This window comes from Scytonema sp. NUACC21 (assembly GCF_054684315.1).
Window position 1 is genome coordinate 15,607 of record NZ_BAAFZH010000108.1, and the last position, 14,245, is coordinate 29,851.

At 45.0% G+C, this 14,245-nt stretch carries 16 protein-coding genes; 6 read left to right on the forward strand and 10 right to left on the reverse strand.

The annotated features are described in order from the left end of the window. The first annotated feature begins 26 nt into the window (after positions 1-26). A complete protein-coding gene (locus ACYRY3_RS40625; protein WP_460207510.1) occupies positions 27-1,622 on the forward strand; it encodes a CHASE2 domain-containing protein in 1,596 nt (531 codons plus the stop codon). Between the two features lie 924 nt (positions 1,623-2,546). Here the strand turns inward: ACYRY3_RS40625 and ACYRY3_RS40630 are convergent. Genes ACYRY3_RS40630 through ACYRY3_RS40655 form a run of 6 tightly spaced genes read right to left on the reverse strand, consistent with a single transcriptional unit; the run spans position 2,547 to position 7,626 of the window. After that, positions 2,547-3,044, reverse strand: a complete 498-nt coding sequence (locus ACYRY3_RS40630; RefSeq protein ID WP_460207511.1) for a hypothetical protein — start codon at positions 3,042-3,044, stop codon at positions 2,547-2,549. Further along, positions 3,041-4,627, reverse strand: coding sequence for a type IV secretion system DNA-binding domain-containing protein (locus tag ACYRY3_RS40635; RefSeq protein WP_460207512.1), 1,587 nt, complete (start codon positions 4,625-4,627; stop codon positions 3,041-3,043). Before ACYRY3_RS40635 ends, ACYRY3_RS40630 begins: the two co-directional genes overlap by 4 nt. Further along, positions 4,627-5,859: a hypothetical protein gene (locus tag ACYRY3_RS40640; protein WP_460207513.1), complete on the reverse strand. Its 1,233-nt coding sequence runs from the start codon at positions 5,857-5,859 to the stop codon at positions 4,627-4,629. The genes ACYRY3_RS40635 and ACYRY3_RS40640 overlap by 1 nt, the downstream gene beginning before the upstream one ends. Positions 5,860-5,862: 3 nt before the next feature. Further along, entirely contained in the window at positions 5,863-6,264 is a 402-nt protein-coding gene (locus tag ACYRY3_RS40645) for a hypothetical protein (protein WP_460207514.1), read from the reverse strand. Then, positions 6,261-7,187, reverse strand: coding sequence for a relaxase/mobilization nuclease domain-containing protein (locus tag ACYRY3_RS40650; protein ID WP_460207515.1), 927 nt, complete (start codon positions 7,185-7,187; stop codon positions 6,261-6,263). Before ACYRY3_RS40650 ends, ACYRY3_RS40645 begins: the two co-directional genes overlap by 4 nt. Further along, the gene (locus ACYRY3_RS40655) at positions 7,162-7,626 is read right to left on the reverse strand and encodes a plasmid mobilization protein (protein ID WP_460207516.1); all 465 of its coding nucleotides are present in this window, start codon (positions 7,624-7,626) and stop codon (positions 7,162-7,164) included. Before ACYRY3_RS40655 ends, ACYRY3_RS40650 begins: the two co-directional genes overlap by 26 nt. Before the next feature lie 61 nt (positions 7,627-7,687). Here ACYRY3_RS40655 and ACYRY3_RS40660 point away from each other — a divergent pair, with 61 nt between their 5' ends. From ACYRY3_RS40660 to ACYRY3_RS40680, 5 genes are all read left to right on the forward strand, one after another. After that, positions 7,688-8,092, forward strand: coding sequence for a hypothetical protein (locus tag ACYRY3_RS40660; protein WP_460207517.1), 405 nt, complete (start codon positions 7,688-7,690; stop codon positions 8,090-8,092). A gap of 173 nt (positions 8,093-8,265) precedes the next feature. Beyond that, positions 8,266-8,796, forward strand: coding sequence for a hypothetical protein (locus ACYRY3_RS40665; protein ID WP_460207518.1), 531 nt, complete (start codon positions 8,266-8,268; stop codon positions 8,794-8,796). Positions 8,797-8,813: 17 nt separating this feature from the next. Further along, on the forward strand, positions 8,814-9,548 hold the full coding sequence (locus tag ACYRY3_RS40670) for a P-loop NTPase family protein (RefSeq protein ID WP_460207519.1): 735 nt from the start codon (positions 8,814-8,816) through the stop codon (positions 9,546-9,548). Between the two features lie 6 nt (positions 9,549-9,554). Further along, entirely contained in the window at positions 9,555-10,502 is a 948-nt protein-coding gene (locus tag ACYRY3_RS40675) for a DUF6753 family protein (protein WP_460207520.1), read from the forward strand. Positions 10,503-10,657: 155 nt separating this feature from the next. Beyond that, entirely contained in the window at positions 10,658-10,957 is a 300-nt protein-coding gene (locus ACYRY3_RS40680; RefSeq protein ID WP_460207521.1) for an HNH endonuclease, read from the forward strand. Between the two features lie 51 nt (positions 10,958-11,008). Here the strand turns inward: ACYRY3_RS40680 and ACYRY3_RS40685 are convergent, their stop codons facing one another. From ACYRY3_RS40685 to ACYRY3_RS40700, 4 genes are all read right to left on the reverse strand, one after another. After that, positions 11,009-11,197, reverse strand: a complete 189-nt coding sequence (locus ACYRY3_RS40685) for a hypothetical protein (RefSeq protein WP_460207522.1) — start codon at positions 11,195-11,197, stop codon at positions 11,009-11,011. A 9-nt stretch (positions 11,198-11,206) separates the two neighbouring features. Further along, positions 11,207-12,586 carry a pentapeptide repeat-containing protein gene (locus tag ACYRY3_RS40690; RefSeq protein WP_460207523.1) on the reverse strand — a complete coding sequence of 460 codons (1,380 nt, stop codon included), beginning with the start codon at positions 12,584-12,586 and terminating at the stop codon, positions 11,207-11,209. Between the two features lie 447 nt (positions 12,587-13,033). After that, the gene (locus ACYRY3_RS40695; RefSeq protein WP_460207524.1) at positions 13,034-13,363 is read right to left on the reverse strand and encodes a hypothetical protein; all 330 of its coding nucleotides are present in this window, start codon (positions 13,361-13,363) and stop codon (positions 13,034-13,036) included. After that, positions 13,360-14,013, reverse strand: a complete 654-nt coding sequence (locus ACYRY3_RS40700; RefSeq protein ID WP_460207525.1) for an AAA family ATPase — start codon at positions 14,011-14,013, stop codon at positions 13,360-13,362. The genes ACYRY3_RS40695 and ACYRY3_RS40700 overlap by 4 nt, the downstream gene beginning before the upstream one ends. Positions 14,014-14,245 lie beyond the last annotated feature (232 nt).

Consider the following 14,245-nt stretch of genomic DNA (forward strand, 5'->3'; position numbering starts at 1 on the left):
TGGTCAATTGTCACTAGGTTTGAAAAATGAGCTTATCCGGACAGCAGCGCAAGGAAATACAATCCGCTTTAGTGAGTGCTTTCCCGACGAAATCATCATTAGAGCAAATGCTGTCGTATGAATTAGATAAGAACCTGGAAGAAATCGCGGGATCAGGAACTTTACAGGAAATTATCTTCAGAACAATAAAAACAGCAGAAGCAGAGGAATGGATTGAAGACTTAATCCGTGCAGCGTGTCGAACAAACCCCGAAAATCCAAAATTACAAGCTATTGCCCAAATACTTGCGTCGCCTCCGCAAGAATTATGTAATATACCATACCCACGTAAACCGCTTTTTACAAGACGTAAAACTGTTTTACCAGAAATGCGTAATGTCTTGTTAGCGAGGAAGTTAACCTCATTGAGCCGATTGGGTGATATTGGGGCTATGCTGGTTTTTAGTGTGTTGGTTACTGGTTTAGTAATGGGGGTGCGCTGGTTAGGAATCCCACAAGTAGAGCAATTGGAACTGATGTTTTTTGACCAATTAATGCGCTCGCGTCCATCGGAAGCTCCAGATTCTCGTCTACTTATTGTTAAAATTACAGATCAAGACCTTAGTAAGTATGGTCGTTATCCACTAGAAGATTCTATTGTTGCTCAACTAATTAGGCGTTTGGAACAGTACAATCCAAGAGTTATTGGTTTAGATATACATCGAAATAAGCCGAGAGGTAAAGGTCGTCAAGAATTAATTTCTCTTTTTCAAAAAAATAAGAATCTTTTTGCAGTCTGTTCTTTCGGCATTTCAAATAACAATTCAGACTATGCTCCTCCTCAAGAATTGACAGAAGAACAGAAAATTAATCAACTTGGCTTTAGTGATGTTTTCCCTGACCAAAATACCAATTTTATTCGTCGTCAGCTGTTATCTTATGAACCCAGTTTTTTCCCATCTCCTTGTAAGACGCCTTACAGTTTTAGTTTTCAATTAGCATTTCAGTTCTTATCTTTTGAAGGCATCAAACCATTAGAACTTAATCATAATTATGAATGGCAGTTTGGTAAAGTTCTTCTAAAACCAATGGGAAATCGCACTGGGGCTTATCAGAATTTGGGAGAAAGTGACCAAATATTGATTAATTACCGTTCAGACGAACTGGCACAATTTGTCACTCTAGAAAAGGTTTTAGAAGGAAAAATAGATAATAGCCTTGTCAAGGGGCGAGTAGTTTTAATTGGTTATGCGGATTCTATGTCCAAAGATTGGTTTGATACTCCTTACGGTAAACAACCAGGAGTATACATTCATGGTCATATGGTCAGTCAAATTATTAGTGCTGTAATGGATCAACGGCCTTTACTAGCGATCTTACCTCACTGGAAGGGGGTTCAATGGGGTGATGGGATCTGTGTTTTTATTTGCTCTTTTGCAGGAGGATTATTAGCTTTACTTTTACGAAAGTTATTACATCTAGTATTTGCAATTTGTATTGCATCGCTCATCTTATATCAAATTTGTCTAATTATCTTTATTCAAGGGTACTGGTTACCATTTTTACCATTGATAGTCTCTTTGTTAGTAACAGGGTTCTGCGCTCAGAAGGTAACAAAAAAAACCTTTGAACCAAAGACATGAGTTTTGAGCAATTTATTTTTGTGACGATTCTTTATATTTAGACTTATTTACAAATGGGAGCACTTTGGTATAATCGTTATTATAATATTTGAAGACGAAGTTGTTACCCCTTACGGTTTTGTGTTTTTATCACTATTCACTTTCAAGATTAACCATTAATTCAGGTTAGCATCTTCCATGAAACTTCAACGATTATTTATACCACTATTTTGCACTACTAACTTGATAGTTATTAGTGACTACATTTATCTAACATCCGTGCGATCACAAGTTACTATCGTCAGTCGGTCTTCATTAAATACTTCATCAAAACCCCCAAACGTACAACTTCATGTACGAAAAACCTCACCAAAACCACCTCCCTGGATAAAAAGCAGAGAAGGATTTACAGGAAGATCAGCGGGTGGAGGAGGAAGATAAAGGAACTTACATTATTGATATGTTCCTATACCCCCACACTCCGTAATAAGTTTCCAAGTAGCGAGGCTATACTCACTACTTAATCTGTCGTTGTTGCGATCACAAAGCTTGCGCTTTTGGCGCTCACACTCTTCTATGAGTGGTTCCATGTGATACCTCGTTTAGCAGTGTTCTATTTACTTACTACCACGCGGTCTCTGTTCTAAATTCCACAATTGAAGTAAAACTATTATAGTTATCGTTTCAACTTATAAGTAATTCAGAACGACATAAGGGCATTTTCGTGTAATGTACAGCATTGGCTTCCAGAATACCCGTAGTGTCTGCTTGCCCCTGTTAAGCCACTTGAAGCGAAGCGGTGACTGAGCGCCGTGACAATCTGGGCTGCTAACCCATGGTCTTGGTTCGGCGCGAGGTCAGCAAGTGGCACCGGGGGGAGTCCTGAGGGGGCGGCTTGGAGCCCCCTCGTGCCACTAGTGGGCTAACCCAAAGTCGTGTGGTAGGTCAGTATTTGGGGAAGTTCCAAGTGTGGCTGGGTGTTCCCCTATTGACCTGGGATTCCACCTTTTCGAGCTGTTTGACATAATATGAAGCTCCTTCTTTTAAAAGAGGAGTGTTTTCCGATACTGAGTTGTAATTCTGACGGGCGAATTCGATAGCTTTCCTGAGATGCTGTAACCCCGATTCCTTATCTGTGAGGTTCTTGGTGCGACTCCACCGCTTGAGTTGGATTTCTGCCAATCTTGTATGAGCAGTAGCAGAGTTGGGATTGATTGCCAGAATCTGCTTGTAGATGGCTTCTGCTTCAGCACGATTGCGACCATCTTTATTTCCAGCAATTCGGAGCAGTTCGCCCTCTGCCCGTGAGCGTGTCTTCTCGTTAGAGGATTGTATATTTTGCCACAGCCTTTGTTCTTGGGCAAGTTGCTCCTGTGGGGCTTCGTAGAAAGAACCCATAATCAATCCACCAATGCAAGCACCAAATAAGAGTTTGCGTATCATACTTGTAATATTGTTTCTAATGGTACAAATCTGTCGGCTAGATTTGGATAAGTCTTGGGTGTAACCGTTACTCTTGCTGGGGATGAACCATCAGCAATCACCAAATATCCCTCTAAGGGAGGAAGATTTTGCAGTTCGGATGGCAACACGGCTGCTGTCTCCCGAATCTGTTCTGATTGACTTAACCCACCGTCATCTCTGCCGTAATTCTTTGATACAGTGACATCCACCCGTTCCTGGGTACCAATCATCTTGCTGAATTGTTCTGCTGTTGCTCCATCTCGAATGTTGAGGATGAGTTTGGTAGCCACACCTTGGAGGATAATCCTGCTGCCCCTTTCCCCGTAGATTTCTTCCATCTGGGCTGTGGTCTGGGTTCCAATGAAAGCACTGCCCCCAAACTTACGGCTTTCTGATAGCAGCCGGGGCAAACTCTTCAACTGGCTCAAAGCTCCCAATTCATCAATCACCAGTGCTGTCTTGAGTCGTCGGTTCTCGTTACTGAGCAAGCCCCTCAACATCAGTTCAAAGCAAGTGGTCACTAGCGGTTTGAACATTTCTGCGTCATCTTCAAACAAAGGAAGGAATATCCACCGAGAGTCATCCTCTCTACCCCACTTGCTGAAACTGAATTCTGCTGGTGCAATTGATTTGGCTAGTGCTTGGTAGAATCTCACCTGATTTACAGATGTTGCCAGGACTGACCCTGCGGTGTTGCCCGATTCACCCTCAAAGTACCTCATGGATACGGTGCCAGCCAAAAAGTCCTTCAGCTGCTCCAAACTAAAGCGAGTGAGGACTTCCCATACTTCAGCATTGGAATAAGTGCGTTCGTATATATCGGTTATGAGGTTTTTGGCTGCATCGCTGAAGAACCGCTCCTTGGGGTCATCTGGTATCAGCCCTGCTGCAATGGTGCTGAACTGCGCTCCTTCCGAACGATGGCTCCACCCAACACTACGAGCATCCCTAGGATTGAACATGAGGTCGCCTTCTTTGTAAAGTTTCTCCATCAACTCACCATTCCTGTCAAGTACTATCACCCTCCAATCATCCCTTTGACGTAGTGTATGTAGTACTTGTAGGATTGATTGGGACTTACCCGAACCGGGAGCACCAAAGAACCCGAATGATAAGTTCTCCAAATAGTTGGGGAGAACGATTCCACCAATCTCCAATTTGGGTGTGATGGGTTCTTTCCCGTGCTGTTTGAGGAGTTTAGATTCCTTCTTGACTAGTTCCCGTTGTAGTTCCTTGGCTGTGGCTAGTGCAGTCCCTCGGAGTATCTTGCCCGTGAGGATGCTGGGTACAAGCACGAAGCCGATACCCACTATTAGGTTTAACCGCCACAATCCACCCCATCCATAGAGTAAAGCCAATAGGAGAAAGATAGCTGTTACTATACCAGCCGTTTTGATTGGGAAATTCTTACCATGCTGCAACGACCACAAGCCAAATAGTAGCAGGGGGAATAGTGGACCAAACGACTTGGCTAACCCATAAGCCATGACTCCCAAAGCCAAACCAATACCAATGGTTATCAAACCAATACTGTTAAACGATTCTGCTGACTTGTCAAACATTATCTACTCCTTTCTTGATACTGCTGCCGCTGTCTTTCTCCTGAGTTTGGTTGGGTGATGCCGTAAGTTTCGCGAATTGCCGTTAGTCGTTCAGTTAGTGATAGCTGCGACCAATCCGGCTGCTGTTGTGCTGATAGTTCTTGTCCTTGGAGCCGATAGTTGATATTGCCAGCTGCCAGTAATTTGCTGCCATCAGACTGGCGTTCGCCCAATAGGTCTACTGCCAACTTGGTGGTTGCTTCCAATCCCGCACCTACCAACTCTCTAGTGGTGTCTTTGAGGTAGTCGATTCCTCCCCTGATTGCTTCTCCAATCTCCTGCACCGTGTTGGAAAATCCTTCCTTAATGCCATCAATCCATTGGCTGAGTCGGTTCTCTCGTGGTTGTGGAACTTGTTCGAGTCGTTCTGCCTGCTGTTGCTGCATCTGTTGTAACTGCTTTTGGATGTCGGCAATCTGCTGTTGCATTTGGGAAATTGTTTCCACGAGTTGTTGATTGGTTGTTGTGGGGTCACTCGGAGTGATCGCCTGCGCTTGGATGTCGATTGCTGGTTGTTCAAGTCCTGGTGGCAGTTGTGGTAGTTCTGCTGTTCCCTCCAGTACTGGCTGTTGTATTGCCTTCTGCTGTTCATACTTGTCAGCAAAGTACTGCCAATCTAATCCCATTTGGCTCATCAGATAAACGCCATTGGGAGTGAACTGTTTCGCCCATTCCCCAAATATGGATGATGCATCCTTAAGGTAATAGTCAGTACTCAAATAACCAAAATCCTTATCCAAGTAAATTTGGTTATTGGTTTGTTGGTTGACTTCCTCGGTAATGCCAATTTCTGGTTGTGATTGTTGGTCAAGTTGCTGGTCTTGTTGTTGGGGAAGAAGTTGTGCTTCTAGTGGGTCAGTTTCTGACTCATAACTGCGTTGGTTGGCTGGTCGTTTTTTGATAGTGACATTGCCGTTCTCGTAGCGGAATACTTCTTCCTTTGCTGGTGTATAGAGCGCAATTTCTACTGTCCCTTTGGCTGATTCCAAACCGTTAACTGCTGCTTCTAATTTTTCCAATTCCTCTGGTTTGATGCGGTCAATGTTTGGTTTATCATCTATACCTTGGCGATACACAATTTTTGTACCCACTTTGACAGTCAATCCTTTCTGGTCGGGGGTTCTTTCACTATCAAAGTCATTGATGATTCGGTTGAATCGTTCTTGCTGTTCATCATTTAAATAACGTGACATAGTTTAATTCCTCGCTTGGGATAAACTGTTGGCAATTGTTGTGACAGTCACTTGTGGTAAAGGGAGTTGCACGCCACCAAGTTTGTTGAGGATAGTTTGTCCTTCCAATTCGATGTACTTACATACCCCATCTATCCACACCTGAATCACTTGGGACTGTCCCACATCAGTTGGCAAGTTAATGTACTTGACTTGGTTGTTCTCATAATAAATATGTGGGCTATCGGCTTTATCTGCATAGTAGATTTCGATGTACTGGGGGGTGTAATTTGATGGCAGTGGAGTATCATCCCAACAGTCAGCCGCATTCCATATCGCTGTGGGATATTTTTGTCGCAATTGTGCCAACTGTGGTGGTAGCTTGCTAACAATTAGCACCACTTCTTCTGGTAATAGTTCATTCATCTCTCGATTCCTCTTGACCTGCGTTTTTGTGATTGTTCAAGTTGTTGCTGTACTTGCTGTTGTTGCAGCCATCTTTCTAGCATCTGTTGGGCTAAAGTCGGATTGTTCACCAATTGTTGGATGCGTGGGTCGTCGCGTTCTGGTTCGTACTCTGTTTTTTGGGATAACGCTTTGAACGTATATCCCGCTCCCAAGTGAGTGCCACTGAACGCTTGCCCCTGCATCTGAAATGAGATTCCTTTTGACTTACCAGTACGGGTGAATCCTGCCCTTACCTCAATCCCCATTAACTGCAATCGGGCGATCGCCAACGGCATGGGTGGATGGTCTTGAGTTGCTTCATCGATGGCTTGCTGGAGTTGAGTTTTGATGGGCAGTTCTGGGGGAATCTCTCGCTTGCCCCGAGAGTACTCCCCTTGCTCTCGCCGTATGCGCCTGATTTGTCCCGTGCTGGGGGTACGAGCTTGTTTCTCACGACTGCTTTGTACTTGCACGAGTCCGTACTCTTTTTCGAGTTCTCTGAGTACTTTCTCGGAGCGTACATAATCCCAGCCGTCATGTACTACCTTCCCGGTGTCAAGCCTGATGCGACTAGCCACAATATGGATGTGGTCGTCATCCGTGTTGGTGTGCTTGTAGATGGCGAACTGGTTGCAGTCAAAGCCCAGGAGCTCTACGTACTTTTGGGCTAACTCGCACCACTGGTCGTCATCCAATTCGTCATCTTTGGCTGCTGACAAACTGACGTGGTAAACTGCCCGCTCGACTTCTGGGTTAAGTTGGCGCGACAGTTTGAATTCTCTTGCCAATTCAAGAGCATTCCTACCGCTCATATTTCCACCAATCAGCCGTGCTCCAGGACTGGATTCGAGGTAGTCCAACAATCCCCGAAATCCCTTACCCTTCTTTTGCTTCCCAATCATCCAAAAGTTCCTCCTCCTCTGAATCGTCATCACCGTCGCCGTCATCCACTTGAGCTAGTTGTCGCCTGCACTGGTGCAACAGTTCTAGAAGTTCCTCTAGTAGCTTTGGTTCTGCTGGTGGTGGATAACCCATCTTGATTGCAGTATTTGCAGCTTTGGCTAGTTGGTTGAGGTTGTTGCCGATTCTGCCCAACTCCTGGTATGTGGCAAGCTCAATCTTGCTGAGTCGTTTGGGCAGTGGACGCATGAGTGCATTACGCCTAAATAACTCTGCACAAGTTAACCCTGCATCCAGTGCTCGCAACCGAATCATTTCCAGTTCAAGTTTGTTAACTCGAACCGGGAAATTGAGCGTTCTTGTCAGGTGTTTGTTGGGCTTACCTCTTTTGCGTTTGATTGGGGAATCAGGTGTACTTTCTCTTGGACTGGGATTGGTCATACTGGGTGACTGGGATTGGTCATAGTAAGAGAGGTCATCACGCAACCGGGATGGGGGGTCGGTGCAACAGGGGGGCGGTAGCCCCTGCGTTGCCCAGCCTGCCGTCCGAACGCACCGCGTGAGGTACGACGCACGTCGTAAGGCATGGCTGGCTCTTAACCCACCACAACTGGGACGAGAAAACGGGGGGCGACTCCAACGTGGGGGCTACAGGAGGAGACGAGGACTACTCCAACGTGGGGTCAAGATGAGAGGACGGGGGGCGACTCCAACGTGGAAGCTACAGCACAAGCTGGCAGCTTCCCACGACGGGGGAGCTACACCACTTGCTGGGGATACTCCAACGTGGGGTCAAGGTGAGGGGACTGGGGCTATCCTCAACAGTGGTGGGGATGAGCCAACGGGGGGGATTGTCCGTGAGGGGGAATGGGGAGGACTGGGACTATCTCAAAAGAAAGCGAAGTAAAGAGGATTACCTCTATTAAGAACAGATGTAGATACATAGTTAGGTACTGGGGCAGTCTTCATGAAATCTTTAAGGAGAATCACTCGTACTCAGCAGCCAAATTTTTGGCACTAGTATTATTCTAAAAATAAAAGAAAATACTTAAATCGGCAAATGGTTATGAAGCGTTGGAGATGACACCACCACAAGATAGCGAACGAATCAGCAAAGACAAAATTTCAGGGGCGATAGAAGCGCTACGGGGGCTAGATGCCAAGGAACTGCCAGATGTACCAGCCAAGGTTGCCATCCGCAAGATGAGGAGGCAGATTGAGCGGGTGCTGAAGCTTGGCTATACGTATGACGAAGTGTCAGAGGTATTGGCTGGCTTGGATATCAACATCAGTGGAAACCGAATCAAGTATTTGTTGGGAGAAGTCCGTAAAGAAACTAGGTCTAGAAAAAAGAAGGCAGATAGTGAGACTGGTGGTGGTGAGGCTGTCGCTGACCTGGAGGATTCTTCTGAATCTCAAGAACCGAGTGGGAATGGGGAAAAGCCACAGTCCAAACCACAGTCACAAAGTCAATCAAAACCACAATCACAAACTCAATCCAAACCACAAACTCAATCCAAACCACAGTCACAAACTCAATCCAAACCACAGTCACAATCTTCAACTGTGGATACTGACGATTACCAACCAATGACGCTGAGAAGGAGATAGAGAAGGAGATAGAAGATATGCCGGATATTCATGGTGTAGGTGGCGAGAAGGGTGGCGTGGGAAAGTCCACCTGCTGCAAGCGCCTGTTGGAATACTTTATTGAGAATGACATACCCTTTATTGCGTTTGACACTGATAGGTCTGCCCCTGACTTGAGGAAGGCTTACTTGAAGCAGGGAATTGATATTAGGGAGGCGTATTTTTCAGAGGCAATCCACGCACAGGATGCAGCATCTGTGATTGTGGATGTGGCTGATGAAGCCAACGTGCTTTTTAACTTGTCGGCGGCATCATTTGAAGCGGTGAGCCACTGGTTGAAACAGAACGAAATACTGGAAGCGATTGAGGGGGAGAATGAGTTCTACCTTTGGTTTGTTACTGATGGGAGTGTAGAATCGGTGGCTTCGTTATATCGTTCCCTAGCCACTTATGGAAAGCAAATACACCATATCCTGGTCAAGAACGAAGGGATTAACTTATCGAAGGATTGGAGGTTGATTGATTCTGACCAACGACTGCAAACACTAATGAAGCAGTGTCGTGTACGAGAGATGGTCTTACCAGAGTTTTTTGGAATTGAAACATTCCGCATCATTCGGGATAACAGCCTGGGCTATACCGAAGCATTGGACAAAGCATCTGAATTGGGATTTGGTAAGGTCGATAAGCAGCGAATCAAAAGGTTCCTCAGAGAGAGTGGTGAGGCTATCGATGGGTTAGGAATCTTCAAGAAATTGGTTGCAAAGGAGTAAGCGCATATGGAAGTGAAAAAGGAGTACCAAAGAGCGAAACACAATCTAGCTAAAGCATTGGAGAACGAATCGGCGGAACATAGAGCTAACGTGCTGCAATTTGTGTTGGATTGGAATATCCATCCTGATGAAGAATTCTTCTTGATATTTGCAGCGATTGGGCATCTCAAGATATTGATTGAGCAAGCCCCAGAAGATATCAGACAGTTGTTTAGATCGGTGTTGCAGGAGTTGGATGAATGGAGTCGGATAACAACAGAGAAACTTCAGATAGACAGCCAACATATCAAAGTGACAGAAAGCTTAGCGACTTCCAGCAAAGCGCTTGGGACAGCCTTGAACAGTCTAGACGTGACCTCGACTCAGCTTTTGGAGCAATTGAAGAACTTGCCAGAACTCTTGAGGCTTTTGAAAGTCGTCGCCGAAAACGCTCCCAACATGAGCTTGCGGTTGGAGAAACTGAATCAATCCCTAGAACAGAGGAAGTTTCTGAAAATCGAATTGACGGAAGAACAATTACTCCAGTTAAATTCGTTGATGTCACAGGACAAAGGAGAAATCGAACTGCTAAGGACAAAAATACACACAACCCAAACGATGATAACGGGGGTGGGTCGGAAGATACAAGAGAGGATAGACTTGATGGAAGAAAAGCAGATGGAGTTGATATCCCAGATATCTCGCCTACAGAACAAGCCAAACCTACTAGGATTGTTCGCCAACAAAGGGGGCTTGAACTATAAGCTGTTGGGTGTGTTTGGGGGGATTTTGGTGAGTGCTTGTACTGCCACTGCGGTGATGACGAGGGCTGTGTTTGAGATGTCTCCTGCTCCATTGCCAGTGGCTGAAAGTGAAAAGATACAATATACTCGCGAGCAAACTGGCTACACGAATGTGAAGTTGCAACGGGTTGAGAAGAAACTGGGTACTGACCCAAGGCAAAAACAACGATAGCAGGTTTGATTTTTCGTTGCATGGTGCGGGTTTGGCAGTGTCCCCCTAAATGCCCCCAAAATATCTCAGTAGTCAAAAAAAGTATATTAAATTATACTTGACACGGGATGAGTACTTAGGGGCTACTTGCTTTTTGATTGGGATTGGGGGTGGATATGCCAAAGAGTTACTACAAGCGCTATCCGAAAAACTGGAAGGATATCGCTTTTATTGTGAAGCAATCTGTGGAGTGGAAATGTAGCAAATGTGGTTTGCAATGCATTCGCCCTGGCGAGAGTACACTCGGTCTTTCTCGCTCCCAAAGAATGGCTTTAACGCTAACCGTCCATCACCAAAATTTTGTGCCGGAAGACAATCGCTTTGAGAATTTGCGAGCCGTTTGCAGCGCTTGCCATCTTCTGTATCACACAAGAAGAAAGGGGAATGTTTCACCAGGGCAGTTGTCTTTATTTTGATGGGTTGATTGTGAGTATCAGTCTAAAAGCTTGAACTTGAGGCGACGCGGCTCACTTGTGCAGAATTGGTACTGGCACAATGTTAACCACGGCAGCGGGGTGGAATCGTGCTACAACTTCAACGAAAAATAAGCGCTGTGCGGTGTAGTGTTGGGCTACAACTGTCACAATACTTAATGTTTTGTTACGGGGTGTGGGAGTGCGATAGCTTCGCTCCTGCCCAAGGGGCAGATCGCTCAAGCAAACACTCTAAGCTAATTGCGACTCTCCCTGATTCTCAGATGATTCTGGCGGTAAACCAAGTTTGGCGCGGAATTCCTCACTGTACTTTGCTTTCTCCCAATTTTCTGCTTTCTTAACTTGCTCAGGAGTTAGGTTTTTGGCATCGCTGAGGTCGGCATCGCTGAGGTCGGCACTAATGAGTAAGGCATCGCTGAGGTTGGCATCGCTGAGGTTGGCACGGCTGAGGTTGGCTTTGTAGAAGTTGGCTTTGTAGAGGTTGGCTCCCATGGGGTAGGCACCTTCGAGGTTGGCTCCTATGAGGTAGGCACTGCTGAGGTCGGCACTGCCGAGGTAGGCACTGCTGAGGTTGGCTTTTATGAGGTTGGCTCCCATGAGGTTGACATAGCTGAGGTTGGCTTTTATGAGGTTGGCATCTTCGAGGTCGGCACCTTCGAGGTTGGCTTTTAAGAAGTCGGCTTTTATGAGGTTGGCACCTTCGAGGTTAGCTTTTAAGAGGTCGGCTTTTATGAGGTTGGCACCTTCGAGGTTGGCAGCTTTGAGGTTGGCAGCTTCGAGGTTGGCAGCTCTGAGGTTGGTGTCTATGAGAAAAGCACTGTTGAGGTCGGCACTGCCGATGTTGGCACTGCTGAGGTCGGCACTGCTGAGGTTGGCACTGCTGAGGTTGGCTCTAGAAAGGTCACTTTTACTGAGATCGAGACGATTTTCCTCACCCTGTCCATAGCTTTTTGCGCGTCTGCTGATTACGGTTAAAACTGCTTGAATATCTGTTCCAATAGGGGGAATATCCTGAAGATCATCTGTTGTGCTAGGCGAGTTGTCTTTTTTATGGATGCTTAGTACACTTTCCCAAAGTGGCTTGTTATCTGCTTTATCTCTAGGTGGGTAAGGGGATGTCTCACGCACGTAAGCAGTTAGAATTTCCATGACCTGCCAGTAATCTTTGTCAGAATCCTTAGAAATTCGTTCAAGCGCATAGATTGCTCCGAGCCGGACGTGAATATTTGCGTTGCCCAACTGTTCAATCGCCTTAGCAAACCGTTCTGTGACTTGCTTTTCTTCAGCTACAGTGACGTTACGCCGGGTCTCTCGGTAGTTAAGGAATGCGACAAAAGCTGTTAGAAAAACAAAGGAACCGCCTACACCTTGAACAATGACAGTACGAGCAGCGTTTTCAGTATCAACACGTAATTTTTCAAGTGTGGCTAGGTCTTTAAAGTCTATACTTTGAGTGCTTAAACTTCTAAGGAGATCGATTTGCTCTTTCAAAGATGCAACTTGCATCTGTGGAATCTTCCAAACAGCGACTCCTAACAATATAATAGACACAATTGCTACCAAGATGTAGCCCAAAAGGCGACGGTTAGCTTGAGTTATGAAAGAGGGCATAACAGAAAACGCTTCATATCATTAGCTATAGAGTCGATAACATCTAACAGAGAGACCAAAATTATCGAATTATCCTAAATTTTGGTCTCTCTGTTAACAGTTTAATTTATGATTGGGCAACTCCAGAATGTTTTTATGAATTAATAGGATTGGTTCGGGTGTTATGTAGAATCAGAAATAAATATATTTTGCACAGGCAATATCCCCTACAAGTGCCGTTGATTGGAGAAGTTCCACAGGATTTACTAGAAGGGATTGCAAAAATTTACAAATGCACGCTCAACAAAGGAGGAACCAAGAGGGAATAGAGAAGATTTTGTATTCTCTTTGGATTGTCTTTCTTGGTGACGAGCGGCTACATCAAAATGCTGTTACCTCTCCCGTTGGAATTATGCAAAAATAAAACTACTACTTACTGATTGCAGTAATGCAGTAATGAAAAGTATACTATTCAAAATCTTCTAAAGCCTCTTCTAGTATAGCTCTTACGATTTCTACTTTCTTCTTTCCGGCACGTAAAGCTAGTTCTGATAGCTTCCTGTGGAGGGATATAGGCATATCAACAGTAAACCGAACTGTGGCTTCTTTGGTTGACGGTTCCAATAATTCTTCGACCACTTTACTTTTAGGTTTGGGCTTGTTTTCCGCTTTTTTATTAGTGTCCTGTTTTTTATGAGTAGACTTTTGAGGTTGGGGTGTGGCAGGTGAAGCGTCCATCTCTCCACTTATAAACTTTTTCGCCATTTCGTCCATGCCTTTGCGTTTATCTGGAGTCATTTTAGTAACCTCATAATTTCCTTAAAAGCTGATTCAAATTCTTCAATAGCTTCAGAAACACCCTTGCCCTTCATATCAAAAACTGTGACGTTCTGTCCAAAGGCATCCGCCACAACTTGTTTTTGGTGGATAATAGTTTTTAAAGCTACTAAATCTGGAATTTGATTGATTAAAGCAATAGCTTCCTTTTCTAGTCGAGTTCCCCTCTTCGCATTGCTAATTAAAAAAGCAGCTTTGGGCAGTTCTCCTTCTTTCTTTCTGACTGTTCGAGCTTGTCTGACCAATCGTACTGTGTCCGCAGCCGCATCCATATCTAGGGGTGATGGTACGCAAGGTATTACGGCTAAATCAGCACAATATAAAATCGTCCGTGCTATCTCCGAAGTACTAGGTGGCGAATCAATTACCAAAAAATCAACTTGTTCTGCTAGTTCGGGGACTTGTTCGAGCAGGTCGTCAGCTGTCGTTAGCTCTGTAACGGGGAAAGGATTTTCTAGTAAATTTGTCCATTTCGTACTGGAGCGTTGCGGATCGGCATCCACAAGATGGACGGATTTCCGCTTTTTGGCTGCCAACCAGTAGGCGAGGTGGATTGCGATCGTACTCTTGGTACTGCCACCCTTCTGATTAGTAATAGCAATTATTGCCATAATGCAGTAAGTAATGCAGTAAACAAATACTACAGTAAAAGCAGATAGAATTATAGTGTATCTCCTAAGATGCACATTTTATAACCCCGGTACAGCAAGGCTTTCAGAAAATGAAAAAAATGTGCGTCTTTCATATATTAACTAGGGGCGATTTTCGCCCCTAGTCGGAGGCTCAGATCTTGCACCTCTCAGTACAAACCTAGATAATGTAAAAATATCCGCGACAAGGATA